Here is a 25,877-nt window from a genome sequence, read left to right on the forward strand (position 1 = left end):
GACGGGGAGGGCGACCTCCCCGTTTTTCGTCCACGCTTCCACGACCGCCCCGCCGCTCCGATGCAGACGCCCTCTTCCGCCCCGGCTCCCGGAACGATCCGCCTGGTGCTCGACACCAATACCGTGCTCGCGCTGTGGATGTTTCGCGATCCCCGCCTGCGGGCGCTGCGAAGCGCCATCGAGGAGGGCCGCTACCGCCTGTTCGGGCGCGAGGACGCGAACGAAGAACTGCGCCGCGTCCTCGCCTACCGCCAGTTCGGACTGGAACCGGACGAGCAGGCCGCGCTGTGGCACGGCTACCTCTCCCGCCTCGAACCGGCGGACTTCGCCCCCGCCGCGGAAGCGCTCGCGGCCCTGCCGACCTGCCGCGACGCCGACGACCAGAAATTCCTCGAAATCGCACTCCATCACGCCGCCACCCACCTCCTGACCCGCGACCGCGCCCTGCTCGCGCTGGCACGCCACCGTGCGATCCGTCCGCACTTTTCGATCCTGACCCCGGAGCGCTTCATCAATGCCGCATGCCCGCCGCCCGATCCTGGCGTTGCGGGGAAACCCGAGTAGCGGCCTGCGCGTTTTTTGTGCAAAGCTTTACTTCCGATGACATCAAGATGATGGCGGACACGTCTGCGCGCCGGATGGGCGCAGCGCACCGCCGGTTTCGCCCAGGTCGTGTTCGTATCGACGGTTCCATCGACTCGCCCCAGGAGGTCTCCGTGAAAAAAACCACCGTTCTGGCTGCCGTGCTCGCCCTCTCCGGCACGTTCGGCGCACTCCCCGCTCACGCCCAGCAGAAGTTCATCACCATCGGCACCGGCGGCGTCACCGGCGTCTACTATGCCGCTGGCGGCGCGATCTGCCGCCTGATCAACAAGGACCGCGCCCAGCACGGCCTGCGCTGTTCGGTCGAGAGCACCGGCGGCTCGGTGTACAACGTCAATACGATCAAGGGCGGCGAACTCGATTTCGGCGTCGCCCAGTCCGACGTCCAGTTCAACGCCATCAAGGGTCTCGCCCAGTTCGCCGACGGCGGCCCGGTCGCCGACCTGCGTGCGGTGTTCTCGATCCACCCCGAGCCGCTCACCATCCTGTCGCGCAAGGAAGCCCGCATCACCAAGTTCGAGGACTTCAAGGGCAAGCGCTTCAACATCGGCAACCCGGGCTCGGGCCAGCGCGCGACGATGGACATGCTGCTGCCCGCGCTGGGGATGTCGACCGCCGACTTCTCGCTCGTTTCCGAACTCAAGCCGGACGAGCACAGCGCCGCCCTGTGCGACAACAAGATCGACGGCTTCGCCTATGTCGTCGGCCACCCTGCGGCCAACATCCAGGACCCGACCACGACCTGCGGCGCCAAGCTGGTGTCGGTCACCGGCGCCGGCATCGACAAGCTGGTCGCCGAACACCCCTATTTCGCCCACGTCAGCATCCCCGGCGGCCTGTACGCGAACAACCCGGACCCGACCCGCACGTTCGGCGTCGTGGCCAGCTTCGTGAGCTCGTCGAAAGTGCCCGCGGACACGGTCTATACCCTGGTCAAGGCGGTGTTCGAAAACTTCGAGGACTTCAAGAAGCTGCACCCGGCGTTCGCCAATCTCGACCCCAAGAACATGATCAAGGACGGGCTGTCCGCGCCGCTGCACGAGGGCGCGGTGAAGTACTACAAGGAAAAAGGCTGGATGTAATCCGCCGCCCGGCCCTCTTCGCGGGGCGCCGGACTTCCCTGCACAGACGGCGGCGGCCACCAGCCCCCGCCGTTTTCGTCTCCGTATTCCCCTGAAAGGCGCTGCCCATGACCCGCCCGGATGATCGGAAGCAAGACAGCTTCGAGCTCTCCGACGAGGAGCTGAAAAAAATCGTCGCCGAAGCCGATACCGGCGGACGCCGGCCCACCGGCCTCACCGCCCGCCTGCTGATGCTGACGGCGCTGGCGTGGTCGCTGTTCCAGCTCTGGATCGCATCGCCGCTGCCGTTCTCGCTCGGCGTCTTCGTGTTCAACGACACCGAGGCCCGCGCCATCCACCTCGCCTTCGCAGTGTTCCTGGCCTTCGCCGCCTATCCCGCGCTGAAGCGCTCGCCGCGCGACTACGTTCCACTCCAGGACTGGGCCCTGGCTGCGGCCGGCGCCTTCTGCGCCGCCTACCTGTTCCTGTTCTACGCCGAGCTGGCGACCCGGCCCGGTCTGCCGACCGACGCCGACATGGCCGCGGCCGTCGTCGGCCTGCTCCTGCTGCTCGAAGCCGCACGGCGTGCCCTCGGCCTGCCGATGGTGATCCTGGCGGTGGTCTTCCTGATCTACATCTTCTTCGGCCCCTACATGCCGGAGGTCATTTCCCACCGCGGCGCCTCGCTGTCCAAGGGCATGAGCCACATGTGGCTCACCACCGAAGGCGTGTTCGGCGTGGCCCTGGGGGTGTCGACCAGCTTCATCTTCCTCTTCGTGTTGTTCGGCGCCCTGCTGGAGACGGCCGGCGCGGGAAACTATTTCATCAAGTCTGCGATCTCGCTCCTCGGCCACCTGCGCGGCGGCCCGGCCAAAGCGGCCGTGGTGGCCTCGGCCAGCACCGGCCTGATTTCCGGCTCGTCGATCGCCAACGTGGTCACCACCGGGACCTTCACCATCCCATTGATGAAACGCGTCGGCTATGCCCCGAAAAAAGCAGCGGCCGTGGAAGCAGCAGCGTCGGTCGATGGCCAGATCATGCCCCCGGTGATGGGGGCAGCGGCCTTCCTCATGGTCGAATACGTCGGCATTCCCTACACCGAAGTCATCAAGCACGCGTTCCTGCCCGCGCTCATCTCGTATATCGCGTTGTTTTACATCGTGCACCTCGAAGCGCTGAAGGCCGACATCCGCGGTCTGCCCCGACGCACGATCAAACCGGCCGGACAGCGCCTGCTGTCCTTCGGATTCACGGTCTGCGGACTGGTCATCCTCGCCGGCGCCATTCATTACAGCCTGGGCTGGATCAAGACGGTCACCGGCGACGCGTCATCACTCGTGATTGCCCTCCTGATGTTCGCCACCTACATCGGCCTGCTGTGGTACGCCGCCCGACTCCCCGAACTCCACATGGACGACCCCGACACCCCCCTGACCGAGTTGCCCGAAACAGGCCCTGTGCTGAAGACCGGGCTGTATTACCTGCTGCCGGTCATCGCCCTGATCTGGAACCTGATGGTCGAAGAGCTCTCTCCAGCCCTATCCGCATTCTGGGCGACCATGTTCATGATCTTCATCCTGATCACGCAGCGTCCAATCAAGGCGTTCTTCCGCGGCACGGGGGATCTGGCCGTCGCCACCCGCGCAGGTTTCGACGATCTCCTCAGCGGGCTGGTGACCGGCGCGCGCAACATGATCGGCATCGGCATCGCCACGGCAGCAGCCGGCATCATCGTCGGCACGGTGACGCTGACCGGCATCGGCCTGGTCCTGACCGAGTTCGTGGAAACGGTGTCAGGCGGCAACCTGATGCTGATGCTGGTCCTGGTAGCGGTGATCTGCCTGATCCTCGGCATGGGGCTGCCGACGACGGCGAACTACATCGTCGTCTCCACACTGATGGCGCCGGTGGTCGTGGAAGTGGGGGCACAAAGCGGCCTGCTCGTGCCCCTGATCGCGGTACATCTGTTCGTGTTCTACTTCGGTTTGATGGCCGACGTCACGCCGCCCGTCGGACTGGCCTCTTATGCGGCGGCCGGAATCGCACGCTGCGACCCCATCGCGGCCGGCGTCCAGGCCTTCTTCTACTCGATGCGCACTGCCGTCCTGCCGTTCATGTTCATCTTCAACACCCAGTTGCTGCTGATCGGCGTCGGCAACCTCTTCCAGCTCGCGCTGACGATCGTCACCGCGGCGGTGGCGAACATGATGTTCGCCGCCGCCACCCAGGGCTTCTTCATCGCCCGCAGCCGCATCCACGAAAGCGCATTGCTGCTGCTGGTGACCTTCACCCTGTTCCGCCCCGGCTTCTGGATGGACATGCTCTACCCTCCTTACGAGGAAATTCCGCCCACCGAGCTGAGCCGCCTGGTCGAGGAAGCGCCGCGCAACGCCAGCCTGAGGGTGTGGGTGGAAGGGCTGAGCCTGGAAGGCGACGACGTATCCAAGGGCGTTCTGCTGCCGCTCGGAGACAAGGCCGACAGCGCCAGCGCCCGCCTCGCGCGAATGGGGCTGACGGTGATGACGCTCGGCGACGAAGTCCAGGTCGCGGCCGTGCGCTTCGGCAGCCAGGCCGAAAAGCTGGGACTCGAACAGGGCTTCGCGGTCACCGCGATCGAGCTGCCTTCGGACGAACGCCCGGCCAAGGAGTGGATGTTCATCCCCGCCTTCGCCTTGCTTGCGCTGGTGTGGGCGATGCAGAAACCACGGGCTCGCCGCAAGCAGCCGGTGGCACCGCCGCCCGCCGTCTGAACCGGGACGGCACGGCGCGGAAAAAAGCCGCCCTTGCCGGTGCGGCGGTTTCAAGCAGGCTCGGGCGCTTACGGCCGCGGTGTTCCGGCCGCCGGTGCGGCGCGAACCGCGGGTTTCAGCTGTTTCGGCTTATTTTGCGCCGCGCTCGGCGCGCACCCGGGCGATCAGCTCGTCGGTGACTTTGAGGGTGCTTTCGTGGCTGCCGGTCAGCGATGCGGAGGTGACGTACTTGCCGTCGACAACGATCGTCGGCACACCCTGGATCTTCATCGCCCGCGCGAGCTGGTCGGCGCGCTGCACCATCGAGCCGACACCGAAGGATTTGTAGGTTTCGATGAACTTCGCCGGATCGGCGACCTTGCCCTCGACCCATTCGCGCACCTGCTCCTCGGTAAACAGCGGGCGCTTGTCGTCCTGCACCGCACCGAAGATGCCGCCATGCAAGGCGTCGAGCGCCCCCGACACTTCGGCGGCGTAATACAGGCGGGCGAGCCCGCTCAGCTGGGCATTGTTCCAGATCGCCGGAACCGGGCGGAAAGCGACGTCAGCCGGCAGCTTCTTTTTCCAGACGGCGACCAGGGGGTCGAAGTCGCGGCAATGCGGGCAGCCGTAATGGAAGAACTCGATGACCTCGATCCTCGACGGATCGTCGCTCTTTTGCGGCGGGTTCAATACCGTAAACGCATCCTTCGCCCAGGTTACCGAGGCGGACGGCAGGGTCAGGGCCAGCGCGGCCAGTTTGAGGGCATCACGGCGGTTCATGTAGGGCTCCGTTGGGAATAGGCTGGAAGGGCTAGATCAGATGCGCGCCGAGGCGAAGCGTTCCCCGCACGGACCGGCTCAGGGCGTGCCGCGGCTGACCGAAGCGGTGAACCCGGCCTCGGCCAGGCGCGCGCGCATCGGGTTCATGTCCTCGGGACGGGCGAACGGGCCGACCCGCACCCGGTGCACGACCCGGCCATCGGCCAGCTGCGTGCGCTGGGCAGTGGCCTGGATGCCCGACAGCGCCAGACGCGCCTTGAGGTTGTCGGCCTCGCTCGGGTTCTCGAAGGCGCCGACCTGCAGGTACAGGCGCTCGACCGGCTGCGGCACCGCCTCCACCACCGGCGCGACCGGAGCCCCGGCCTTGGCCGGAGGCTGGGCGCCCGGAGTCGGCTGCGGCACGTTCTCGCCCTGGGGCAGGATGCGGTAGAACTCGAAGTCCTGCTTCACCACCGGCTGATCGCCCGGCTTGCCCGGCAGATCCGCCGGCCCCTGGACCGGAGCCTGCACACGCGGCACCGCCGGCGCGGGCTGGAAGGGGTTGGAGCGGGTGAAGTACCACGCGGCGCCGGCCGCGATCAGGGCGCCGAACACCAGCCCGATGAAGATCCCGATCAGGGTGCTGCCCGCACTGCCCGACGGCTTGCGGGCGGGCCTGCGGACCGGTTTGCGCTCTCGACTCACGGTCGACCTCCGTCGCTCACATCGCCTCCGGCGCCGACACGCCGAGCAGCATCAAGCCCGTCGCCAGCACCCGGCGCACCGCGGCGGCAAGGGCGAGGCGGGCGCACTTGAGCGCCTCGTCCTCGACCAGCATGCGTTCGGCGTTGTACCAGCCATGGAAGTCGGCAGCGAGATCTTTCAGGTAGAAGGCGATCTGGTGCGGCGCGTAGTCGGCGGCGGCGTTCTGCACCAGTTCGGGGAAGCTCGCCAGGCGGGCGCACAGCGCCAGCTCGCGCTCGTGCTGCAGCAGGCCGAGGTCGGCGGCGGCGAGTCCGGCCACTTCACCGCCCCACTGGGCAAGCACCGAGCACACCCGGGCATGGGCGTACTGCACGTAGTACACCGGGTTCTCGTTGCTCTGGCTCTTGGCCAGATCGAGGTCGAAATCAAGATGCTGGTCGGACTTGCGCAGGACGTAGAAGAAACGGCAGGCGTCGTTGCCGACTTCGCGGCGCAGCTCGCGCAGGGTAACGAACTCGCCCGAGCGCGTCGACATCGAAGTCTTCTGCCCGTTGCGGTAGAGCACGGCGAACTGCACCAGCGCCACTTCGAGTTTTTCCGGCGCCAGGCCGAGCGCGGCGATCGCCCCCTTCACCCGCGGGATATAGCCGTGGTGGTCGGCGCCCCAGATGTCGATGATGCGGTCGAAGCCGCGCTCGTACTTGTTGAGGTGGTAGGCGATGTCGGAGGCGAAGTAGGTGTAGAGGCCGTTCTCGCGCTGCACGACGCGGTCCTTCTCGTCGCCGAAGGCCGTCGACCGGAACCACTTCGCCCCGTCCTGCAGGTAGAGGTGGCCGGCCTTCTCGAGCTGGGTCACGGCGCGCTCGACCAGCCCGGTGTCGAACAGGCTCTGCTCCGAGAACCACTTGTCGAAGCGCACGCCGAATTCCTGCAGGTCGTCGCGACCGTCGCCGAGCTGCTCGTTGAGGGCGAAGCCGTGCACGAAGGGATAGTCCTCGCCGAGCAGGCGCTTGGCGTTGGCGATCAGGGCGTCGAGATGCTCCTCGCGCTGTGCCTTGGCCTCTTCGTCCCTGCGCTCGGCCGCCGGCAAGCCCGGCGTGCCGGCGAGCACCTGTTCGCGCGTGACCCGGGCGAAGCGGTCCTGGTGCGCGTCGCGCATTCCGCGCCCCATGTCGATGACGTAGTCACCCTGGTAGGCGTTGGGCGGGAAGGGAATCTCGACGCCGAAAAAGGCGAGGTAGCGCAGCCAGGTCGACAACGCCAGGATGTCCATCTGGCGGCCGGCATCGTTCACGTAGTACTCGCGCGTGACCTCATGGCCGGCGAAGGCGAGCACATCGGCGAGCGACGCGCCGTAGGCCGCGCCGCGGCCGTGGCCGACGTGCAGCGGGCCGGTCGGGTTGGCGGAGACGAACTCGACCTGCACCTTCACGTTCTTGCTCGCGCCGCGGCCGAAATCAGCGCCCTTGGCCAGCACCTCCCGGATCACCGCCGTCTTGGCGTCGGCCGCGAGAGTGAAGTTGATGAAGCCGGCACCGGCCACGTCCACCTTCGCCACCAGCTTCGAGGCCGGCAGCTCCGCCAGCAGCAGCGCGGCGAGTTCGCGCGGGCTGCGCTTGAGCGGCTTGGCCAGTTGCAGCGCGAGGTTGGCGGCGAAATCGCCATGGCCCGCCTGTTTCGGGCGCTCCAGCAGGATGCTGATATCGGCGTGGTCGGGGGCGACGCTTCTGAGCGCGGTACGCAACAGGTCGGCGAGATGGACTTTCGGATCGGCGCTCATGGCACTCGGCATGGAATCTAAACCGGCGATTATAACGGATCGCCCGCCCCCGCCGCGGCGCAAAGGCGGTCGCGACCTTTCCTCGCGTCCGCCTTCCGGCTAAAGTCCGCCCTTTCCCCGTCCGGCATCGCACCGTGCGCCTCTTCCGCCTCGCCAAGATCGTTTCCGTCAGTCTGCGTTTCGGCCTCGACCGCATGGTGCTCGATGCCGACGCCAGCGGCCGGCTGGCGCGCATCTGGCACCTGGTCTATTTCTGGCGCGGCTTTTCCGAGCCGCGCGCGGTGCGCCTGCGCCGCGCGCTGGAGTCGCTCGGGCCGATCTTCGTCAAGTTCGGCCAGATGCTGTCGACCCGGCGCGACCTGCTGCCGACCGACCTCGCCGACGAACTGGCGCTGCTCCAGGACCGGGTGCCGCCTTTCCCCACCGAACAGGCGCTCGCCGTACTCGAAGGCTTCTACGGCAAGCCGATCGACACCGTCTTCGACGACTTCGAGCGCACGCCGGTGGCTTCGGCCTCGGTCGCCCAGGTGCACTTTGCCCGCCTGCCCGACGGCACCGAAGTCGCGGTGAAAGTGCTGCGCCCGGGCATCGAGCGCGTCATCGAGCACGACCTCGCCCTGCTCGACGCCGCCGCCCTGCTGCTGGAGAAGATCTGGCCCGAAGGGCGGCGGTTGAAGCCGCGCGAAGTGGTCGCCGAATTCAGCAAGTACCTGCACGACGAACTCGACCTGATGCGCGAGGCCGCCAACTGCTCGCAGCTGCGGCGCAACTTCAAGGACTCGTCGCTGCTGATCGTGCCCGAAGTGTATTGGGACTGGTGCGGGCGCAAGGTCATGGTGATGGAGCGCATGCACGGCGTACCGATCTCGCAGACCCCGGCCCTGCTCGCCCAGGGCACCGACCTCACCGCGCTGTCGCGCGCCGGGGTCGAGATCTTCTTCACCCAGGTGTTCCGCGACGGCTTCTTCCACGCCGACATGCATCCGGGCAATATTTTCGTGCATCAGGACGGGCGTTACATCGCACTCGACTTCGGCATCATGGGCACGCTCAACGAGGTGGACAAAAGCTACCTCGCGCAGAACTTCCTCGCCTTCTTCCAGCGCGACTACCGCCGCGTCGCGCTCGCCCACATCGAGGCCGGCTGGGTGCCGGCGAAGACCCGCGTCGACGAGTTCGAGGCCGCGATCCGCACCGTGTGCGAGCCGATCTTCGACAAGCCGCTGAAGGACATCTCCTTCGGCAAGACCCTGCTGCGCCTGTTCCAGACCGCGCGCCGCTTCGAGATGGAAGTGCAGCCGCAGCTCGTGCTGCTGCAGAAGACCCTGCTCAACATCGAGGGCCTGGGCCGCCAGCTCGACCCCGAGCTCGACCTGTGGAAGACGGCGAAGCCCTTCCTCGAGCGCTGGATGGACGAGCAGATCGGCTGGCGCGCACTGGTGCACGGCGTCAAGGAGGAAGCCCCGGCCTGGGCCGGCACCCTGCCGCAGTTGCCGCGCCTGGTGCATCAGGCCCTGAGCGACGCCCCCCGGCAGCAGGCCGCCCAGCAGCAACGCCTCGACCAGCTCGCCGCCGGCCAGCGTCAGCAGGGCTGGCTGCTCGCCCTCGTCGGCGCCGCCGCCGCCGCCGTGCTCGCCCTCGAACTCTATCGCCTGTTCGGCTGACCCCCGCGGCTGAACCCGGCCCGCGGCGGCTGAACGATTCCTGCCCGCTTCAATCCAATCGACTAAAGCTTCGGCCATCCCCGACGACACCCGTATCAAATGGGAGGTGTGCGATGACGACAGCCCGGAACGACCCCGCCGAACTACGCTCCCCGCATTCAGCCGTAGCGATCCTCGGCGCCGCCTCGGCGCTCGGCGCGCCACATGCCGGCCCTGCGAGCGGGCCGGAAGCGCTGCGCCACGCCACCGTGGCCCAGCGCCTCGATGCGCTCGGGATCGCCGCCGAATGGCTCGAGCCCCTGCATCCACAGCCGCCGTCCTCGCCAGCGACCGACATGAACGCCCGGATCGAGGCCTGCGCCGAGTTCGCGCGCCGCCTCGCCGACCGCCTCGCCGCCTTGCCCACCGGCCGTTTCCCGCTCGTGCTCGGCGGCGACCATGCGATCGCCACCGGCACCTGGCGCGGACTCGGGCGGCGCGGCGGGCGCGCCCCCGGACTGATCTGGATCGACGCCCACCTCGACAGCCACACCGAACACAGCACCCATTCGGGCAACATCCACGGCATGCCGCTGGCCGCCCTGCTCGGCACCGGCCACCCCGCCCTCACCGCGATCCCCGGACCGGCGCTCGACCCGGCGCGCACCTGCATCATCGGCGCGCGCGCCTGGGAGCCGGAAGAGCAGGCCCTGCTCGCGGGCCTGGGCGTGCGCGTGTTCGAGATGAGCGAGATCGAGCGCCGCGGCCTCACCGCGGTGTTCGCCGAAGCGATGGCGATCGCGCGCGCCGACCCCGAAGCCGGCTTCGGACTCAGCCTCGATCTCGACGCGCTCGATCCGCAGGCCTTCCCCGCGGTGACCTGCCCGGAGGCCGGCGGCCTCGACCCGCGCGCCCTCGCCGAAGTGTTGATGCGCCTGCGCACCTGCCCCGACCTGGTCGGGCTGGAAATCGTCGAATACCGCCCCGACCTCGATCCCGGGCGACACGGCGCGCAGTGGGTCGCGGAATTCGCCGCGGCCGCCCTCGGCCCCGACGGCGCCAGCCTGCAGGCGAGGGAAAGCCGCTACGGCGCGGCCAACTACGCCCCGCTGCCGGCAGTGTTCCAGCGCGGTGAGGGCGTCTGGCTGTGGGACGTCGACGGTCGGCGCTACCTCGACATGATGAGCGCCTATTCGGCGGTGAGCTTCGGCCACAGCCACCCGCGCCTGGTGGGCGCGCTCGTCACCCAGGCGCAGCGCCTGGCGCTGACCTCGCGCGCTTTTTTCAGCGACCGACTGCCGGTCTTTCTCGAGCGCCTGTGCACCACCTTCGGCTTCGAGCGCGCGCTACCGGTCAATACCGGACTGGAAGCGGTCGAGACCGCGCTCAAGGCGGCGCGCAAATGGGGCCACGAAGTCAAGGGCATCGCTCCCGAGCGCGCGCGGATCATCGCCTGCGAGGGCAACTTCCACGGGCGCTCGATCGCGATCGTCGGCCTCTCTTCCAACGCCCGCTACCGTGCCGGCTTCGGCCCCTTCCCTCCCGGGCTCGAGCGCGTGCCCTTCGGCGATGCCGACGCCCTCGAAGCCGCGATCACGCCCGAAACCGCGGCATTCCTGGTCGAGCCGATCCAGGGCGAAGGCGGCATCATCGTCCCGCCTCCGGGCTACCTGTCGCGCTGCGCGGAGATCTGCCGCCGCCATCATGTGCTGCTGATCGCCGACGAAGTGCAGACCGGGCTCGGCCGCACCGGCCGCCTGCTCGCCTGCGAGCATGAAGGCGTGCGCCCGGACGGCCTGATCCTGGGCAAGGCGCTCGGCGGCGGCCTGCTGCCGGTTTCCGCCTTCCTCGCCGATCGCGCGGTGATGGACGTGTTCCGCCCCGGCGACCACGGCTCCACCTTCGGCGGCAACCCGCTGGCCGCCGCGGTCGGCACCGAAGTCCTGGCCCTGCTCGCCGAGACCCGCCCCTGGGAGCGTGCCGAGCGCCTCGGGGCGAAGCTGGTCGCACAACTGCGCCAGGCGAAGCTTCCCGGGGTACGCGAGATCCGTGGCCGCGGCCTGCTTGTCGGCGTCGCCCTCGATCCGGCATTTGCCGAGGCCGGCGAAGTCGCTGAACGCCTGCTCAGCGCCGGCATCGCCACCCGCGACACCAATGGCAACGTGGTCCGCCTCGCCCCGCCCCTGGTGATCGATGAGGACGTACTCGACGCCGCCGCACAGACCATCATCACCGTCCTGCGCACCTACCCCGGCCCGCGTGCCAGCACACCGCACCCGCACCCCGCCTTCATCCAGTAAACCTCGCCCCGGCCGCCGCGGACCGGCGGCCCCGCCACCCCGGTAGCACCGCGCCCGGGGCGGCGCTGCGTCGACGCCCCCCGAAAGGCATTCTGTTGCTAAACTCGCGCGCACTTTTCCCGCTCGACACTCCTGCCTCCCCGCGCAGATGCACCACCACGAAGGGCTCCCACCATGCTGCTCTGGCTTGTCGTCGCCTATCTGATCGTCTCCATCGGCATCGGCCTGTATGCCGCCACCCGGGTGCATAACGCCCGCGACTACATCACCGCCGGCCGCAACCTGCCGATGGCGATGGTGCTGGCGATGGTGTTCGCGACCTGGTTCGGCGCCGAAACGGTGCTCGGCATCTCCGCCACCTTCCTCGAGGAGGGCTTTCGCGGTCTGATCTCCGATCCGCTCGGCGCCTCGGTGTGCCTGGTGCTGTTCGGCCTCGTCTTTGCCCGCCCGCTGTACCGCCTGAACCTGCTCACCCTGGGCGACTTCTTCCGCATGCGCTACAACCGCAGCACCGAGCTGGTGCTGTCGATCTGCATCGTGCTGTCCTACCTGGGGTGGGTCGCGGCGCAGGTCACCGCGCTCGGCCTGGTGTTCAACGTGCTGTCGGCCGACGTCGTGTCGATGAACGAAGGCATGCTGATCGGCGCCGGGGTGGTGCTGATCTACACCCTGTTCGGCGGCATGTGGTCGGTGGCGATGACCACCTTCGTCCAGATGATCATCATCGTGCTCGGCCTGCTCTACGTCACCTTCCTCGCCGGCGACATGGCCGGCGGCTTCAAGACGGTGATTTCCAAGGCCGCTGCCGAAGGCAAGTTCGACTTCCTGCCCACGCTCGACCTCGTCGACATGATCGCCTGGATCGCCGCCTTCGCCACCATGGCGCTCGGCTCGATTCCGCAGCAGGACGTGTTCCAGCGCGTCAATTCATCGAAGAACGAGACCGTCGCGGTGTGGGGCACGGCGCTGGGCGGTGTGAGCTACTTCTTTTTCGCCGCAGTGCCGCTGTTCCTCGCCTACACCGCCAGCATCATCGATCCCGCCATGGTCGAGCGCCTGATGGCGCAGGACTCGCAGCTGATCCTGCCGACGCTGATCCTGCAGTACATGCCGTTCACCGCCCAGGTGATCTTCTTCGGTGCGCTGCTGTCGGTGATCATGAGCACCGCCTCGGGGACCTTGCTCGCCCCCGCGGTGACCTTCTCCGAGAACGTGCTGCGCGGCTTCCTGCCGGGCATGAGCGACCGCCAGTTCCTGTGGAGTACACGCCTCACCGTCGTGCTCTTCACCGCGCTGGTGACCTTGTACGCCACCGCCACCGAATCGAGCATCCACGAGATGGTCGAGAACGCCTACCGCGTGACCCTGGCCGGCGCCTTCGTGCCACTCGTCGCCGGCCTGTTCTGGCAGCGCGCAAACAACCTGGGGGCGGCGCTGGCGATCGTGCTCGGCCTGGCGACCTGGCTGCTGCTGGAGAATTTCGTCGCCGAAGGCGATGTCGAGCCCCAGCTCTACGGCCTCGCCGCCAGCGCCCTCGGGATGCTGATCGGCGGCTACCTCGGCGCCCGCCCCCACCATCGCCCGCACATCGGCGGCCACCACGCCGCGGCCGGCACCTATCACCAGCCGCGCTGAACAGCCGCCCCGCCCCGGGCAGCGGGACAACCACGGCAGCGTTTGATGGCGATCAACGCGGGGCGGGCGGCGGTGGACTATGGTTGCGGAGTTTCTCTCCCCCGCTCCCGCACACCATGACCGTCCGTCCCCCGATCGAGCTCGTCTGCCCCGCCGGCAGCCTGCCGGCCCTCAAGGCCGCCATCGACCACGGCGCCGATTGCGTCTATCTCGGCTTCAAGGACGCCACCAACGCGCGCAACTTCACCGGTTTGAACTTCGATCCGGCGCAGATGCGCGAAGGCATCGCCTACGCCCACGCCCGCGGCCGCAAAGTGCTGCTCGCGCTCAATACCTACCCGCAGGCCGGCAACTGGTCGAGCTGGACCGCCGCCATCGACCGTGCCGCAGAATTCGGCCTCGACGCCCTGATCCTCGCCGATCCCGGGCTGATGGCCTACGCTGCCAAGACCCACCCGGATCTGCGCCTGCACCTGTCGGTGCAGGGCTCGGCCACCAGCTACGAGGCGATCAACTTCTACCACGAGCGCTTCGGCATCCAGCGCGCAGTGCTGCCGCGGGTGCTGTCGATGGCCCAGGTCGAGAACGTCATCGCCCACTCGCCGGTGGAAATCGAAGTGTTCGGCTTCGGCGGCCTGTGCGTGATGGTCGAAGGCCGCTGCGCGCTGTCGGCCTACGCCACCGGAGAATCGCCCAACTGCAACGGCGCCTGCTCGCCGGGCAAGCACGTGCGCTGGGAAGACACCCCGCAGGGCATGGAAACGCGCCTCAACGGCATCCTCATCGACCGCTTCGCCGAAGGTGAACGTGCCGGCTACCCGACGCTGTGCAAGGGCCGCTTCGAAGTCAACGACGAGACCTACTACGCGCTCGAGGAGCCGACCAGCCTCAACACCCTCGAGCTGCTCCCCGAACTCGCCCGCATCGGCATCCGCGCGATCAAGATCGAAGGCCGCCAGCGCAGCCCGGCCTACGTCACCCAGGTCACCAAGGTCTGGCGCGCCGCGCTCGACAAGCTGCGCGCGGCGCCCGAATCGTTCACCGTGCTGCCGGCGTGGATGGCCGAACTGAACAAGGTCTCGGAAGGCCAGGCCCACACCCTGGGCGCCTATTACCGCCCCTGGAAGTGAGGCCGCGCCGCACCCCGCGGCGCGGGGCTCCGGCACACGCCGCCCACCTGCCGTACAACCCCGATCGAACGAGACCCCAACGATGAAACTCGCCCTCGGCCCCCTGCTCTACTACTGGCCGCGCCAGAGCGTGCTCGATTTCTACGCCGGCCTCGCCGACAGCCCGGTCGACAGCGTCTATCTGGGCGAAACCGTATGCTCGCGCCGCCATGAGCTGCGCCTCGACGACTGGTTCGAAGTCGGCCACATGCTCGCCGCCGCAGGCAAGGAAGTGGTGATCAGCACCCAGAGCCTGATCGAATCCGAATCCGACCTCAAGGCGCTGCGCCGCATCGTGCGCCAGACCGATTTCCGCGTCGAAGCCAACGACATGGGCTCGGTACGCCTGCTCGCCGAAGCCGGGGTGGCAAACTGGATCGCCGGCCCGACCCTGAACGTCTTCAACCCGCACACCCTGCAGCTCCTGGCCGACACCGGCGCCACCCGCTGGGCGGTGGCCCCCGAGCTCTCCGCCACCACCCTCGCCGAGCTGCGCGCCGGCCTCGCCGCGCCGATCGAGACCGAAATCTTCGCCTACGGCCGCCTGCCGCTGGCGCACTCGGCGCGCTGCTTCACCGCCCGCCATTTCAACCTGCAGAAGGACACCTGCGAGTTCCGCTGCCTGTCGATCCTGGACGGTATCACCCTGCGCACCCGCGAAGGCGAGCCTTTCCTGACCCTGAACGGCGTCCAGACACAGTCGGCGCGGGTGCACAACCTGCTCGGCGACCTGGCCGCGGTACGCGAGCACGGCGAAGTGCTGCGCATCAGCCCGCAGGGTGCCGACACCGCCCAGGTGGTCGCGCTCTTTCGCGCCGCGCTCGACGGCGCCACGACCCCAGCCGAGGCCCTCGCCGCCAGCCGCGCGTGGATGGTCGCCGAGCCCTGCAATGGTTTCTGGCACGGCCGCGCCGGCGTCGAGCAGTACGTGGCGGCGTAAGCGCCGACGCCCCGGCCTGCCCCCGATCGATTCATCCACGCTTCAAGTCCATCCCGCCGGAGAATGACGATGCCCGCGCTCCCCGCCCTGCCCCACCCGTCGATGCTGTCCGCACTGCTCCCCGGCAGCCTGCGCCGGCGCATCGGCGCGCGCCTCAACGACTTCCGCGTGCCGAGCTTCACCGTGCCGGCGCCGATCGCCCGGATCGTCGCCCGCCTGCCGCAGCAACCGCCCACCCACGCCCTAACCCTGGCGCTGAACCTCGCCCTCGGCCGCATCCTGCCGCGCGACACGCTCGAGCCGCTGACCGGCCGCCATCTGCAGCTGCGCGTGCTCGATGCCGGCCTGCGGCTCGATTTCACCCTCACCGCCGACGGCTTCCGCCGTGCCGCCGCGAGCGCCAAACCCGACCTGATCCTCTCCGCCACGACCCGCGACTTCCTCGCCCTGGCGTTGCGCGAAGAAGACCCCGACACCCTGTTCTTCAGCCGCCGCCTGCGCATGGAGGGCGACACCGAGCTCGGTCTGCTGGTCAAGAACACACTCGACGCGGTGGACTGGGACGCGCTGAAGGCAAAGCTGATCGGCCGCCGCACCGGCTGAGCGCACCACGCGGGCGGCTGCGCGCCGCGCTTCCGGGCGGAGTGCAGCCGCATGCTCCAGCCGGAAGCGCGCGCTCACACCCCGCGGCGCCTGCGGTAAGCTTGCCGCCCCCCTTACCGGGCGCCGTCCGCGCGCCGCACGCCAGCCACCCCATGCCCCTCGCACCGCCCCCCGCAACCTCCGCGCCTGCCGCCCCGGTATCGGAGTTCGACCTCATCCGGCGCCACTTCGACCGCGCCGCGCACCACACCGACCTCGCCATCGGCGACGATGCGGCGCTCTTCCGCGCCCGCCCCGGCATGCAGCTCGCCGTGTCCACCGACATGCTGGTCGCCGGCACCCACTTCCTGCCCGACACCGATCCCGAGGATCTGGGCTGGAAGACGCTCGCCGTCAATCTCTCCGATCTCGCCGCGATGGGCGCGGAGCCGCGCTGGGCCCTGCTCGCCGCCGCCCTGCCGGCAGCCGACGAAACCTGGATCGCCGCCTTCGCACGCGGCCTGTTCGCCTGCGCCGAAGCCTTTGCAGTCGACCTGGCCGGCGGCGACACCACCCGCGGCCCGCTGACGTTATCTGTCACCATCATCGGCGAGGTCCCGCTCGGAGAGGCCATCACCCGTGCCGGCGCCCGCCCCGGGGACGAGCTGTGGATCTCCGGCCAGCCCGGCCGCGCCGCGCTCGGGCTGGCGGCGCTGCGCGGCGACATCGCGCTCGATCCGGCTGCACGCGCGGAGTGCATCGCCGCCTTGCAGCGCCCGCAGCCGCGCATCGCGCTCGGCCTCGCCCTGCGTGGGCTGGCGAGCGCGATGCTCGACGTCTCCGACGGACTGCTCGGCGACCTCGGCCACATCCTCGAACGCTCCGCCAGCGGTGCCGTGATCGACGTCGCCGCCCTGCCGCTGGACGCACTGCGCCGCACCGGAGCCAGCGACGACCGCTGCCGCCGCAGCCTGCTGTCGGGCGGCGACGACTACGAGTTGTTATTCACCGCCCCTGCCGCCGCCCGCTCCCGGATCGAAGACCTCAGCCGCCGTCTCGCCCTGCCGCTGCACCGCATCGGCACCCTGACCGCGACCGCGGGCGAGCTGCAGCTGCGCGAAGCGGACGGCACACTGGCCGCGGCGGCGCACACCGGCTACGATCACTTCCGCTGAGCCGGGTGCTAGCAGGCTGTTGAAAAACAAATCCGTTCACCACCCAAAGCAGGGTTTCGAGCTTTTTTGGCCACTTTAAGAGGGCGTTGAGGGTGAAAACATGGAGAAATACAGCTCCTGACCCCACTTTTTGTAGAACTCCAAACCTTTTTCAACACCCTGCTAGGCACGAACGAGGGCGGCCCCTCGGTTTTCGGTCGCGCCCCATCCGGCGTGTACCGACGCTGGTCTCCGCCGCCGTTTTCCAACCCGCCCCGACCGCCCCCGATCCGCCATGCGCCCGACTCCCCGCCTACTGATGAGCCATCCCGCCCACTTCATTTCCCTCGGCTTCGGTGCCGGGCTGTCCCCCTGGGCACCGGGCACGGCAGGTACGCTGCTGGCGTGGGCGCTGTATCCGGTGATCCGCACACCGCTCTCGGAGTTCGTTTTTCTCGCCCTCCTCGCCAGCCTGTTCGTCACCGGCATTCTCGCCGCCGAGCGCACCGGGCACGCGCTGGGCGTTCCCGACCATGGCGGCATCGTCTGGGACGAGATGGTCGCCACCTGGCTGGTGCTGTTGTTTACGCCGCAGACCTTGCTCTGGCAGGCCACCGCGGTCGCGCTGTTCCGCTTCTTCGACATCGTCAAGCCGCCGCCGGTGCGCTGGGCAGATCGCGCGTTCAAGGGCGGCTTCGGCGTGATGCTCGACGACCTGTTCGCCGCCGGCTATACCCTGCTGGTGCTGGCCGTCCTCGTTGCCCTCATCGGCGCCTGAACACCGCTCGGCCCCGTCGCCGCGCGGAAACCGGAATGGAGCTTGGCCTGCGATGACCGACCCCGAACTCGACGCCCTCGCCCACCGCCTGGGTGACACGCTCACCGCCCGCGGCTGGTGCCTCGCCACCGCCGAATCCTGCACCGGAGGCTGGATCGCCACCGCAGTGACCGCGATCGGCGGCAGCTCCGCCTGGTTCGACCGCGGCTTCGTCACCTACTCGAACGAAGCGAAAACCGACATGCTCGGCGTCGCGCCGCACACGCTCGCCACGCACGGTGCGGTCAGCGAAGCCACCGTGCGCGAAATGGCCGCAGGCGCGCTCGCACGCAGCCGGGCCGAACTCAGCGTCGCCGTGTCGGGCATCGCCGGCCCCACCGGCGGCACTGCCGCCAAGCCGGTAGGCATGGTCTGCCTGGCCTGGGCGATCAAAGGCCGCCCCCTCCGGAGCGAAACCCTGCACTTCACCGGCGACCGCCAGTCCATCCGCCGCCAGACCGTCCTCCGCGCCCTGCACGTCCTCGTCGAACTCGCCGCCTGAACGCATCCGGGCCCGGCTGCCGCAGCGGCACGGAGCCCCACTCAAACCCAATGGCATATACTGGACACCCCCCGGGACACGCCTGCGCACCGCTTTGCCGGAGGCGGCTCCGGGCAGCAGGGGGGCAGCCGGCCGCGGCTCCATTTGCTGTATTTACATACAGTCAATACACTGTCGCCAGCAGCCTGCCCCACCGCACGCCTGCAACCTTTGTGCCATAATCCGCCAACCACACAGGAACGACTTCCATGGACGACAACAAGGCCAAGGCCCTCGCTGCCGCGCTTTCGCAGATCGAAAAACAGTTCGGCAAGGGCTCGATCATGCGCATGGGCGACGGCAACGTCGAACGCGACATCCAGACCGTGTCTACCGGCTCGCTCGGGCTCGACATCGCGCTCGGCCTCGGCGGCCTGCCGCGCGGCCGGGTGGTCGAAATCTACGGCCCCGAGTCTTCGGGCAAGACCACGCTGACGCTGCAGGTCATCGCCGAGATGCAGAAGCTCGGCGGCACCGCGGCCTTCATCGACGCCGAGCACGCGCTCGACGTCGGCTACGCCGAAAAGCTCGGCGTGAACATCGAGGACCTGCTGATCTCGCAGCCCGACACCGGCGAGCAGGCGCTCGAGATCGCCGACATGCTGGTGCGCTCGGGCGGGGTGGACATCGTCGTCATCGACTCGGTCGCCGCGCTCACGCCGAAGGCCGAAATCGAAGGCGAGATGGGCGACCAGCTGCCCGGCCTGCAGGCGCGCCTGATGAGCCAGGCGCTCCGGAAGCTCACCGCCAACATCAAGCGCACCAACACGTTGGTGATCTTCATCAACCAGATCCGGATGAAGATCGGCGTCATGTTCGGCAGCCCGGAAACCACCACCGGCGGCAACGCGCTCAAGTTCTACGCTTCGGTGCGGATGGACATCCGCCGCACCGGCACGATCAAGAAGGGCGACGAGGTCGTCGGCTCCGAAACCCGGGTCAAGGTGGTCAAGAACAAGGTCGCACCGCCCTTCAAGGAAGCCCACTTCGACATCCTGTACGGCGAGGGTATTTCGCGCGAGGGCGAGATCATCGACCTCGGCGTCGACCACAAGATCGTCGACAAGTCCGGGGCCTGGTACGCCTACCAGGGCGACAAGATCGGCCAGGGCAAGGACAACTCGCGCGAGTTCCTGCGCAACAACCCGGCGCTCGCGCGCGAAATCGAAAACAAGGTGCGCGCCGCAGTCGGCCTGCCCGAGCTGGCCGCGGCAGGCGCGCAGCCGGCCGCGGCCGAGGCCTGACCGCGCCGGGAACGCGATGGCCGAGCCGAGCCTGCGTGAGCGCGCGCTTCGCCATCTGGCCCGGCGCGACCACTCGCGCGCCGAACTGGCGCAGAAGCTCGCCGCCTACGGCAGCGACGACGAGATCGAGGCCGTCATCGCCCGCATGGGCGAGCTCGGCCTGCAGTCCGACAGCCGCTATGCCGAAGCCTTCGTGCGCGGCAAGGCGAGCCGTTTCGGCAATGCCCGCCTGCGCCAGGAGCTGAGCCGGCGCGGCATCGCCCGCGAGCTGATCGACGCCGCCCTCGCAAGCGAATGTCCGGCGGCGGACATCGAGCGCGCGCGCGCCGTGCTCCACGCCCGCTTCGCCGCCGCGCCCGCGGATCCCCGCGCCTGGGCGCGCCAGGCGCGCTTCCTGCAAGCCCGCGGGTTTGCGCCCGAGCTGATCCGCAAACTGCTGAAAGAGCCCCACGATGAGTCTGCTTAAGGTCACCGGCCTGCAAAAGCGCTACAAGGCGCGCACCGTCGTCCATGACGTCGGCTTCGAAGTCGGGGCCGGCGAAGTCGTCGGTCTGCTCGGCCCCAACGGTGCCGGCAAGACTACCTGCTTCTACATGATCGTCGGCCTGGTGCGCGCCGACGGCGGCCAGATCGAACTGGACAACGCCGATCTCACCCATCTGCCGATCCATGCCCGCGCCCGCCTCGGCCTGTCCTACCTGCCGCAGGAAATGAGCGTGTTCCGCAAGCTCAGCGTAGCCGACAACATCCGCGCCGTACTCGAACTCCAGGGCGAACGCGACAGCCGCCAGATCGACGCCCGCCTCGACGAACTGCTGCACGAGCTGGGAATCAGCCACCTGCGCAACAACACCGCGATCTCGCTGTCCGGTGGCGAGCGCCGGCGCTGCGAGATCGCCCGCGCGCTGGCCACCGACCCGCGCCTGATCCTGCTCGACGAGCCTTTCGCCGGGGTCGACCCGATCGCCGTCATCGACATCCAGAAAATCATCCGCTTCCTCAAGGAACGCGGCATCGGGGTGCTGATCACCGATCACAACGTGCGCGAGACGCTCGGCATCTGCGACCACGCCTACATCATCAGCGAAGGCCGGGTCCTCGCCCGCGGCCGGCCTTCGGACATCATCGACAACGAACGGGTGCGCCAGGTCTACCTCGGCGAGCATTTCCGCCTGTGACCGCGCCTTCCCGCCGATGAAAACCAGCCTCCAGCTCAAGCTCTCCCAACACCTCACGCTGACCCCACAGCTGCAGCAGTCGATCAAGCTGTTGCAGCTGTCGACGATCGAGCTGAACCAGGAAATCGAGCGCTTCCTGCTCGAGAACCCGATGCTCGAACGCGAGGACGACGAAGGCGGAGATGCTCCCCCGCCCCCGCCCGGAGCCGAGCGCGACGCTCCGCCCGCCGAGGGCGAGGCCGACGCACGCACGCACGACGGCGCCGAGGACGAAGGCATCGACTGGTCGAACGTCGGCCAGGGCGCCGGCAGCCGCAGCGAAGACGACGATTCCGACTACCAGGATCTCCAGGCCGCCGATATCTCGCTGCGCGAGCACCTCGACCAGCAGATCGCCCTGTCCCCGCTGTCGGACCGCGACCGGGCACTGGCGCGGCTGATCATCGAGGCTCTGGACGACGACGGCTACCTGCACCCGCCGCTGGAAGAACTCCTCGAACTGCTCGCCCCCGAGTCCGGCGTCACGCTCGACGATCTGGCGATCGCGCTGCATCACGTCCAGCACCTCGATCCGGCCGGCATCGCCGCGCGCACGCCGCAGGAATGCTTGTCGCTGCAGCTGCGCGCCCTGCCCGAGGACGGCACCCGGGCACTGGCGCTGGAGATCGTCGACAAGCACCTCGCACTGCTCGCCGAACGCAACTTCGCCCGGCTGAAGAAGCTCACCGGCTGCGACGACGACGGCCTGCGTGCCGCCCAGGCCCTGATCTGCAGTCTCGACCCGCATCCGGGCACACGCTACGGCCTGCACGAGACCCGCTACGTGCTGCCCGACGTCGTCGTGCGCAAGGTCCGCGGCCACTGGACGGTGCGCCTCAACCAGGAGGCCATGCCGCGCCTGCGCATCAACCGCCTGTACGCCAGCCTGCTGCAGCAGAACCGCGGCCAGGGCGGCGGGCTGGGCGCCCAGCTGCAGGAGGCGCGCTGGCTGATCAAGAACGTACAGCAGCGTTTCGACACCATCCTGCGCGTTTCCCAGGCCATCGTTGACCAGCAGCGGCAGTTCTTCGATCATGGAGACGTGGCGATGCGGCCACTCACTCTCCGGGAGATCGCGGACCAGCTCGAGCTGCACGAATCCACCGTATCGCGCGTCACCACGCAGAAATTCATGGCCACGCCGCGCGGCGTATTCGAACTCAAGTATTTCTTCGGCAGCCACGTCGCCACCGACACCGGTGGAGCGGCATCATCAACGGCGATTCGTGCGCTGATTCGCCAGCTGGTCGATGCCGAAGACAGCAAGAAACCGCTATCCGACGCCAGGATTGCAGAAGTTTTAGGCCAGCAGGGTATCGTGGTCGCACGGCGGACGATCGCCAAGTACCGCGAATCGCTGAACATCCCGCCGGTCAGTCTGCGCAAGTCCATCTGACATCAACAGGAGCTAGCATGAACCTCAACATCACCGGGCACCATATCGAAGTCACCCCGGCCATCCGTGACTACGTGAGCTCGAAGCTGGATCGCGTGATCCGCCACTTCGACAACGTCACCAGCGTTGCGGTGATCCTCTCGGTGGAGAAGCTCAGGCAGAAAGCCGAAGTCACCCTGCACGTGCGCGGCAAGGACATCTTCGTCGAAAGCGACGACGCCGACCTGTACGCGGCAATCGACGCGATGGCCGACAAGCTCGACCGCCAGGTGCAGAAATACAAGCAGAAGCAGGCCGAGCACAACCACGATGCACTGAAGCACCAGGTTCCGGAAGCCTGACGCGTTCTTTGCAGTTCAAGGTCCGGGCTGCGTTTATAATGCGCGCGTTTTCACGTCGCCGTTTACATGCGGACCGGACCGCTCCCCAGCCTCACGAGGCCCCCGCGGCACGGGCACTGCACAAACTTCCCTGCGAATGAGCCTCATACCCCAACTCCTGCCACTGTCCAACGTGGTGGTCGACCTCGAAGCCAGCAGCAAGAAACGCGTCTTCGAACAGGCTGGCCTTCTTTTCGAGAACAACCAGGGCATCGCCCGCAGCACGGTGTTCGACAGTCTGTTCACCCGCGAACGTCTCGGCTCCACCGGCCTGGGCCAGGGGATCGCCATTCCCCACGGCCGCATCAAGGGGCTCAAGGAGGCCGCCGGCGCCTTCCTGCGCCTGGCCACTCCGGTACAGTTCGACGCCCCCGACGGCCGCCCGGTGAACATGCTGTTCGTCCTCCTGGTTCCCGAGCAGGCCAACGAGACCCACCTGCAGCTGCTCTCCGAGCTCGCCCAGATGTTCAGCGACCGCGACTTCCGCGACACCCTGCAGAGCGCGCCGGACGCGGCCACCATCCACCGGATGTTCCTCGACTGGGGCGCCGATGCGGCAGACCAGCGTCGCGCGGCTGTATGAAGTTCACCGCCACAGCCTGCAGCTCACCCATGTGAGCGGCCGGCTCGACGTCCGCATTTCCGTCGCCGACGAACGCATCTGGCCGGCCGACCTCGTCGGCCACCTCAACCTGATCCACCCTTCCCGCCTCCAGGTCCTCGGCGCCGCCGAACTGGCCTGGTCCATGCGCCAGTCCTACGACAAGGTTTCCCACCACATCAAGGAAATCCTCGCGGCGCGACCGCCGGCGATCATCGTCGCCGATGGCTGCGAAGTGTCGACCGTCCTCCTGGGCGCCTGCCAGACCTACGATGTGGCGCTGTTTACCACCCCGCAGCCGTCGGCCAGCGTGATCGATCTGCTGCGCCTGCACTTGTCGCGCGAGCTCGCCGAGAAGACTTCCCTGCACGGGGTGTTCATGGACGTGCTCGGCCTCGGCGTGCTGATCACCGGCGACTCGGGGGCCGGCAAGTCCGAACTTGCCCTCGAGCTGATTTCCCGCGGGCACGGCCTGGTCGCCGACGACATCGTCGAGCTGTCGCGCATCGCCCCCGCGGTGCTGGAAGGGCGCGCCCCCGAAATGTTGCAGGACTTCATCGAAGTGCGCGGCCTGGGCATCCTCAACATCCGCACCATCTTCGGCGAAACGGCCTGCCGGCGGAAAATGCGCCTGCGCCTGGTGTGCCACCTCGAGCGCCGCCAGCCCGGTGCTGGCGACCCCAGCCGCCTGCCGCTGCAGCAGGAACAGCAGGACATCCTCGGCGTGCGCGTGGCGCGCGTGGTGCTGCCGGTCGCCGCCGGCCGCAACCTCGCGGTCCTGCTCGAAGCCGCGGTGCGCTCGACCATCCTCCAGCTGCGCGGCATCGACTCCACCCAGGAGTTCATCGATCGCCAGGCCCGCGCCATGCGGGGCATTCCCGGCGCCAGCGACCCCTGAGCGCGACGGCGCGGAACACCGCGGCCACCGGGGATGGAGGCGCGGCATGCCTCCCGGAACCGGCTTCTCCCTACACGGTCCCCCGCAGACTTGCGGCGAAGGAGGATCGACTGTTACGCTCGAACGCTTTGCAGCAGAGCACGAGCCGGCCATGAGCACCCCCACGGACTACCTGGAACGCATCCTCACCGCGCAGGTGTACGACGTCGCCGTCGAAACCCCGCTTGACCTCGCCGCCAACCTGTCGGCGCGCACGCACAACTGCATCCTTCTCAAGCGCGAGGACATGCAGCCGGTGTTCAGCTTCAAGATCCGCGGCGCCTACAACAAGATGGCCCGGCTGTCGCCGCAGGCGCTGCGCCGCGGCGTGATCTGCGCCTCGGCGGGCAACCACGCCCAGGGCGTGGCGCTGTCGGCGGCGAAGCTGGGCGCGCGCGCGGTGATCGTGATGCCGGACACCACGCCGCAGATCAAGATCGACGCCGTCAAGGCCCGCGGCGGCGAAGTGGTGCTCGCTGGCGAGTCCTACTCCGACGCCTACGCCCATGCCAGGGAGCTGGAGAAGAGCGAGAAGCTGACCTTCGTCCACCCCTTCGACGACCCCGACGTGATCGCCGGCCAGGGCACCATCGGCATGGAGATCCTGCGCGCCCACCCGAAACCGATCCATGCGGTGTTCTGCGCGGTCGGCGGCGGCGGCCTGCTCGCCGGCGTGGCCGCCTACATCAAGCGCCTGCGCCCGGAGACGAAGGTCATCGGGGTCGAGACCGTCGATGCCAACGCGATGACGCTGTCGCTCGCCGAGGGGCGCCCGGTGGAGCTCGAGCAGGTCGGCATCTTCGCCGACGGCACCGCGGTCAAGCGCGTCGGCGACGAGACTTTCCGTCTCTGCCAGCAATACGTGGACGAGATGATCCTGGTCGACAACGACGCCATCTGCGCCGCGATCAAGGACGTCTTCGAGGACACCCGCTCCATCCTCGAACCTTCCGGCGCACTCGCCGTGGCCGGCGCCAAGGAATACGCCCGCCGCCACAAGCTGCGCGACAAGAGCCTGGTCGCGGTGGCCTCGGGGGCGAACATGAACTTCGACCGCCTGCGCTTCATCGCCGAACGCGCCGAGCTCGGCGAACAGCGCGAGGCGGTGCTGGCGGTGACGATTCCCGAAAAACCGGGCTCGTTCCGGAAATTCATCAGCGTGATCGGCAACCGCAACATCACCGAATTCAACTATCGCTACGCCGACACCGCGCTCGCCCACATCTTCGTCGGCGTCACCGTGCACAACCGCAGTGAAATCGGCCGCCTGGTCGAGATGCTCGCGCGCCACGAACTGCCTGCGCTCGACCTCACCGACGACGAGATGGCGAAGACCCACGTGCGCTACATGGTCGGCGGACGCTCGCCGCAGGCCGACAACGAAGTCGTGTACCGCTTCACTTTCCCGGAACGCCCCGGCGCACTGATGAAGTTCCTCGCCAACCTGCGCTCGGACTGGAACATCTCGCTGTTCCACTACCGCAACCACGGCTCGGACTTCGGCCGCGTCCTCGTCGGCATGCAGGTCCCGCCCGCGGACAAGCCGGCGTTCGCCGACTTCCTCCAGCGCCTGGGCTACGAATACGTCGCCGAAAGCGACAACCCGGCCTACCGCCTGTTTCTTTCCGGGACCGGCGGCTGAGTGAGAGCGAGTGAGCAACGCAGCAATCGGCCCGCGCAG

At 68.3% G+C, this 25,877-nt stretch carries 23 protein-coding genes; 20 read left to right on the forward strand and 3 right to left on the reverse strand.

Annotated features, from left to right (window positions below):
• Nucleotides 1-60 precede the first annotated feature (60 nt).
• The 3 genes from Tharo_RS14930 (at nucleotide 61) to Tharo_RS14940 (ending at nucleotide 4,414) form a co-directional block, all read left to right on the forward strand.
• Nucleotides 61-564 carry a PIN domain-containing protein gene (locus tag Tharo_RS14930; RefSeq protein WP_107221885.1) on the forward strand — a complete coding sequence of 168 codons (504 nt, stop codon included), beginning with the start codon at nucleotides 61-63 and terminating at the stop codon, nucleotides 562-564.
• A 152-nt stretch (nucleotides 565-716) separates the two neighbouring features.
• The gene (locus Tharo_RS14935) at nucleotides 717-1,685 is read left to right on the forward strand and encodes a TAXI family TRAP transporter solute-binding subunit (protein WP_107221886.1); all 969 of its coding nucleotides are present in this window, start codon (nucleotides 717-719) and stop codon (nucleotides 1,683-1,685) included.
• Between the two features lie 107 nt (nucleotides 1,686-1,792).
• Entirely contained in the window at nucleotides 1,793-4,414 is a 2,622-nt protein-coding gene (locus Tharo_RS14940) for a TRAP transporter permease (protein ID WP_107221887.1), read from the forward strand.
• A gap of 129 nt (nucleotides 4,415-4,543) precedes the next feature.
• Here Tharo_RS14940 and Tharo_RS14945 read toward each other — a convergent pair whose 3' ends face one another.
• The 3 genes from Tharo_RS14945 to argS form a co-directional block, all read right to left on the reverse strand.
• The gene (locus tag Tharo_RS14945) at nucleotides 4,544-5,176 is read right to left on the reverse strand and encodes a thiol:disulfide interchange protein DsbA/DsbL (RefSeq protein ID WP_107221888.1); all 633 of its coding nucleotides are present in this window, start codon (nucleotides 5,174-5,176) and stop codon (nucleotides 4,544-4,546) included.
• 78 nt (nucleotides 5,177-5,254) lie between these two features.
• Complete coding sequence (locus tag Tharo_RS14950) at nucleotides 5,255-5,860, reverse strand: SPOR domain-containing protein (protein ID WP_107221889.1); 606 nt, start codon at nucleotides 5,858-5,860, stop codon at nucleotides 5,255-5,257.
• A 16-nt stretch (nucleotides 5,861-5,876) separates the two neighbouring features.
• Nucleotides 5,877-7,640 (reverse strand): arginine--tRNA ligase, encoded by a 1,764-nt coding sequence (gene argS / locus Tharo_RS14955; RefSeq protein ID WP_107221890.1) that lies wholly within the window; start codon nucleotides 7,638-7,640, stop codon nucleotides 5,877-5,879.
• A 134-nt stretch (nucleotides 7,641-7,774) separates the two neighbouring features.
• On the opposite strand from argS, the gene ubiB reads away from it, so the two are divergent.
• From ubiB to ilvA, 17 genes are all read left to right on the forward strand, one after another.
• The gene (gene ubiB, locus Tharo_RS14960; protein ID WP_107221891.1) at nucleotides 7,775-9,304 is read left to right on the forward strand and encodes a ubiquinone biosynthesis regulatory protein kinase UbiB; all 1,530 of its coding nucleotides are present in this window, start codon (nucleotides 7,775-7,777) and stop codon (nucleotides 9,302-9,304) included.
• 113 nt (nucleotides 9,305-9,417) lie between these two features.
• Nucleotides 9,418-11,583, forward strand: coding sequence for an ornithine--oxo-acid transaminase (gene rocD / locus Tharo_RS18095; protein WP_107221892.1), 2,166 nt, complete (start codon nucleotides 9,418-9,420; stop codon nucleotides 11,581-11,583).
• Nucleotides 11,584-11,757: 174 nt separating this feature from the next.
• Nucleotides 11,758-13,218, forward strand: coding sequence for a high affinity choline transporter 1 (locus Tharo_RS14970; protein WP_107221893.1), 1,461 nt, complete (start codon nucleotides 11,758-11,760; stop codon nucleotides 13,216-13,218).
• Between the two features lie 116 nt (nucleotides 13,219-13,334).
• Nucleotides 13,335-14,348, forward strand: a complete 1,014-nt coding sequence (gene ubiU, locus Tharo_RS14975) for a ubiquinone anaerobic biosynthesis protein UbiU (RefSeq protein WP_107221894.1) — start codon at nucleotides 13,335-13,337, stop codon at nucleotides 14,346-14,348.
• 82 nt (nucleotides 14,349-14,430) lie between these two features.
• On the forward strand, nucleotides 14,431-15,327 hold the full coding sequence (locus Tharo_RS14980) for a U32 family peptidase (protein WP_107221895.1): 897 nt from the start codon (nucleotides 14,431-14,433) through the stop codon (nucleotides 15,325-15,327).
• A gap of 69 nt (nucleotides 15,328-15,396) precedes the next feature.
• Nucleotides 15,397-15,930: a ubiquinone anaerobic biosynthesis accessory factor UbiT gene (gene ubiT, locus Tharo_RS14985; RefSeq protein WP_107221896.1), complete on the forward strand. Its 534-nt coding sequence runs from the start codon at nucleotides 15,397-15,399 to the stop codon at nucleotides 15,928-15,930.
• 152 nt (nucleotides 15,931-16,082) lie between these two features.
• Nucleotides 16,083-17,084, forward strand: coding sequence for a thiamine-phosphate kinase (gene thiL / locus Tharo_RS14990; protein ID WP_107221897.1), 1,002 nt, complete (start codon nucleotides 16,083-16,085; stop codon nucleotides 17,082-17,084).
• 274 nt (nucleotides 17,085-17,358) lie between these two features.
• Nucleotides 17,359-17,841, forward strand: coding sequence for a phosphatidylglycerophosphatase A family protein (locus Tharo_RS14995; protein WP_107221898.1), 483 nt, complete (start codon nucleotides 17,359-17,361; stop codon nucleotides 17,839-17,841).
• 52 nt (nucleotides 17,842-17,893) lie between these two features.
• On the forward strand, nucleotides 17,894-18,382 hold the full coding sequence (locus Tharo_RS15000) for a CinA family protein (RefSeq protein WP_107221899.1): 489 nt from the start codon (nucleotides 17,894-17,896) through the stop codon (nucleotides 18,380-18,382).
• A gap of 248 nt (nucleotides 18,383-18,630) precedes the next feature.
• Nucleotides 18,631-19,665, forward strand: coding sequence for a recombinase RecA (gene recA, locus Tharo_RS15005; protein WP_107221900.1), 1,035 nt, complete (start codon nucleotides 18,631-18,633; stop codon nucleotides 19,663-19,665).
• Between the two features lie 16 nt (nucleotides 19,666-19,681).
• Entirely contained in the window at nucleotides 19,682-20,131 is a 450-nt protein-coding gene (locus tag Tharo_RS15010) for a regulatory protein RecX (protein WP_107221901.1), read from the forward strand.
• Nucleotides 20,118-20,843, forward strand: a complete 726-nt coding sequence (gene lptB / locus Tharo_RS15015; RefSeq protein WP_107221902.1) for an LPS export ABC transporter ATP-binding protein — start codon at nucleotides 20,118-20,120, stop codon at nucleotides 20,841-20,843. Before Tharo_RS15010 ends, lptB begins: the two co-directional genes overlap by 14 nt.
• Before the next feature lie 16 nt (nucleotides 20,844-20,859).
• Nucleotides 20,860-22,278, forward strand: a complete 1,419-nt coding sequence (locus tag Tharo_RS15020; RefSeq protein ID WP_107221903.1) for an RNA polymerase factor sigma-54 — start codon at nucleotides 20,860-20,862, stop codon at nucleotides 22,276-22,278.
• Nucleotides 22,279-22,295: 17 nt separating this feature from the next.
• A complete protein-coding gene (gene hpf, locus Tharo_RS15025) occupies nucleotides 22,296-22,619 on the forward strand; it encodes a ribosome hibernation-promoting factor, HPF/YfiA family (protein ID WP_075147869.1) in 324 nt (107 codons plus the stop codon).
• A 136-nt stretch (nucleotides 22,620-22,755) separates the two neighbouring features.
• Nucleotides 22,756-23,241 (forward strand): PTS IIA-like nitrogen regulatory protein PtsN, encoded by a 486-nt coding sequence (gene ptsN / locus Tharo_RS15030; RefSeq protein WP_107221904.1) that lies wholly within the window; start codon nucleotides 22,756-22,758, stop codon nucleotides 23,239-23,241.
• A complete protein-coding gene (hprK, locus tag Tharo_RS15035) occupies nucleotides 23,210-24,157 on the forward strand; it encodes an HPr(Ser) kinase/phosphatase (RefSeq protein ID WP_107221905.1) in 948 nt (315 codons plus the stop codon). Before ptsN ends, hprK begins: the two co-directional genes overlap by 32 nt.
• Before the next feature lie 46 nt (nucleotides 24,158-24,203).
• Nucleotides 24,204-25,838 (forward strand): threonine ammonia-lyase, biosynthetic, encoded by a 1,635-nt coding sequence (ilvA, locus tag Tharo_RS15040; RefSeq protein ID WP_281257407.1) that lies wholly within the window; start codon nucleotides 24,204-24,206, stop codon nucleotides 25,836-25,838.
• Nucleotides 25,839-25,877 lie beyond the last annotated feature (39 nt).

It is taken from the genome of Thauera aromatica K172, from assembly GCF_003030465.1.
Taxonomy (GTDB): domain Bacteria; phylum Pseudomonadota; class Gammaproteobacteria; order Burkholderiales; family Rhodocyclaceae; genus Thauera; species Thauera aromatica.

Coding starts and splice junctions, on each gene's coding strand:
- Tharo_RS14940 (WP_107221887.1), top strand. CDS start 1,793: ATGACCCGCCCGGATGATCGGAAGCAAGACAGCTTCGAGCTCTCCGAC.
- Tharo_RS15000 (WP_107221899.1), top strand. CDS start 17,894: ATGACCGACCCCGAACTCGACGCCCTCGCCCACCGCCTGGGTGACACG.
- ilvA (WP_281257407.1), top strand. CDS start 24,204: ATGCCTCCCGGAACCGGCTTCTCCCTACACGGTCCCCCGCAGACTTGC.
- ptsN (WP_107221904.1), top strand. CDS start 22,756: ATGAGCCTCATACCCCAACTCCTGCCACTGTCCAACGTGGTGGTCGAC.
- thiL (WP_107221897.1), top strand. CDS start 16,083: ATGCCCCTCGCACCGCCCCCCGCAACCTCCGCGCCTGCCGCCCCGGTA.
- argS (WP_107221890.1), bottom strand. CDS start 7,640: ATGAGCGCCGATCCGAAAGTCCATCTCGCCGACCTGTTGCGTACCGCG.
- Tharo_RS14980 (WP_107221895.1), top strand. CDS start 14,431: ATGAAACTCGCCCTCGGCCCCCTGCTCTACTACTGGCCGCGCCAGAGC.
- recA (WP_107221900.1), top strand. CDS start 18,631: ATGGACGACAACAAGGCCAAGGCCCTCGCTGCCGCGCTTTCGCAGATC.
- hpf (WP_075147869.1), top strand. CDS start 22,296: ATGAACCTCAACATCACCGGGCACCATATCGAAGTCACCCCGGCCATC.
- Tharo_RS15010 (WP_107221901.1), top strand. CDS start 19,682: ATGGCCGAGCCGAGCCTGCGTGAGCGCGCGCTTCGCCATCTGGCCCGG.
- rocD (WP_107221892.1), top strand. CDS start 9,418: ATGACGACAGCCCGGAACGACCCCGCCGAACTACGCTCCCCGCATTCA.
- Tharo_RS14930 (WP_107221885.1), top strand. CDS start 61: ATGCAGACGCCCTCTTCCGCCCCGGCTCCCGGAACGATCCGCCTGGTG.
- hprK (WP_107221905.1), top strand. CDS start 23,210: ATGCGGCAGACCAGCGTCGCGCGGCTGTATGAAGTTCACCGCCACAGC.
- Tharo_RS14945 (WP_107221888.1), bottom strand. CDS start 5,176: ATGAACCGCCGTGATGCCCTCAAACTGGCCGCGCTGGCCCTGACCCTG.
- lptB (WP_107221902.1), top strand. CDS start 20,118: ATGAGTCTGCTTAAGGTCACCGGCCTGCAAAAGCGCTACAAGGCGCGC.
- Tharo_RS14970 (WP_107221893.1), top strand. CDS start 11,758: ATGCTGCTCTGGCTTGTCGTCGCCTATCTGATCGTCTCCATCGGCATC.
- ubiU (WP_107221894.1), top strand. CDS start 13,335: ATGACCGTCCGTCCCCCGATCGAGCTCGTCTGCCCCGCCGGCAGCCTG.
- Tharo_RS15020 (WP_107221903.1), top strand. CDS start 20,860: ATGAAAACCAGCCTCCAGCTCAAGCTCTCCCAACACCTCACGCTGACC.
- ubiT (WP_107221896.1), top strand. CDS start 15,397: ATGCCCGCGCTCCCCGCCCTGCCCCACCCGTCGATGCTGTCCGCACTG.
- Tharo_RS14995 (WP_107221898.1), top strand. CDS start 17,359: ATGCGCCCGACTCCCCGCCTACTGATGAGCCATCCCGCCCACTTCATT.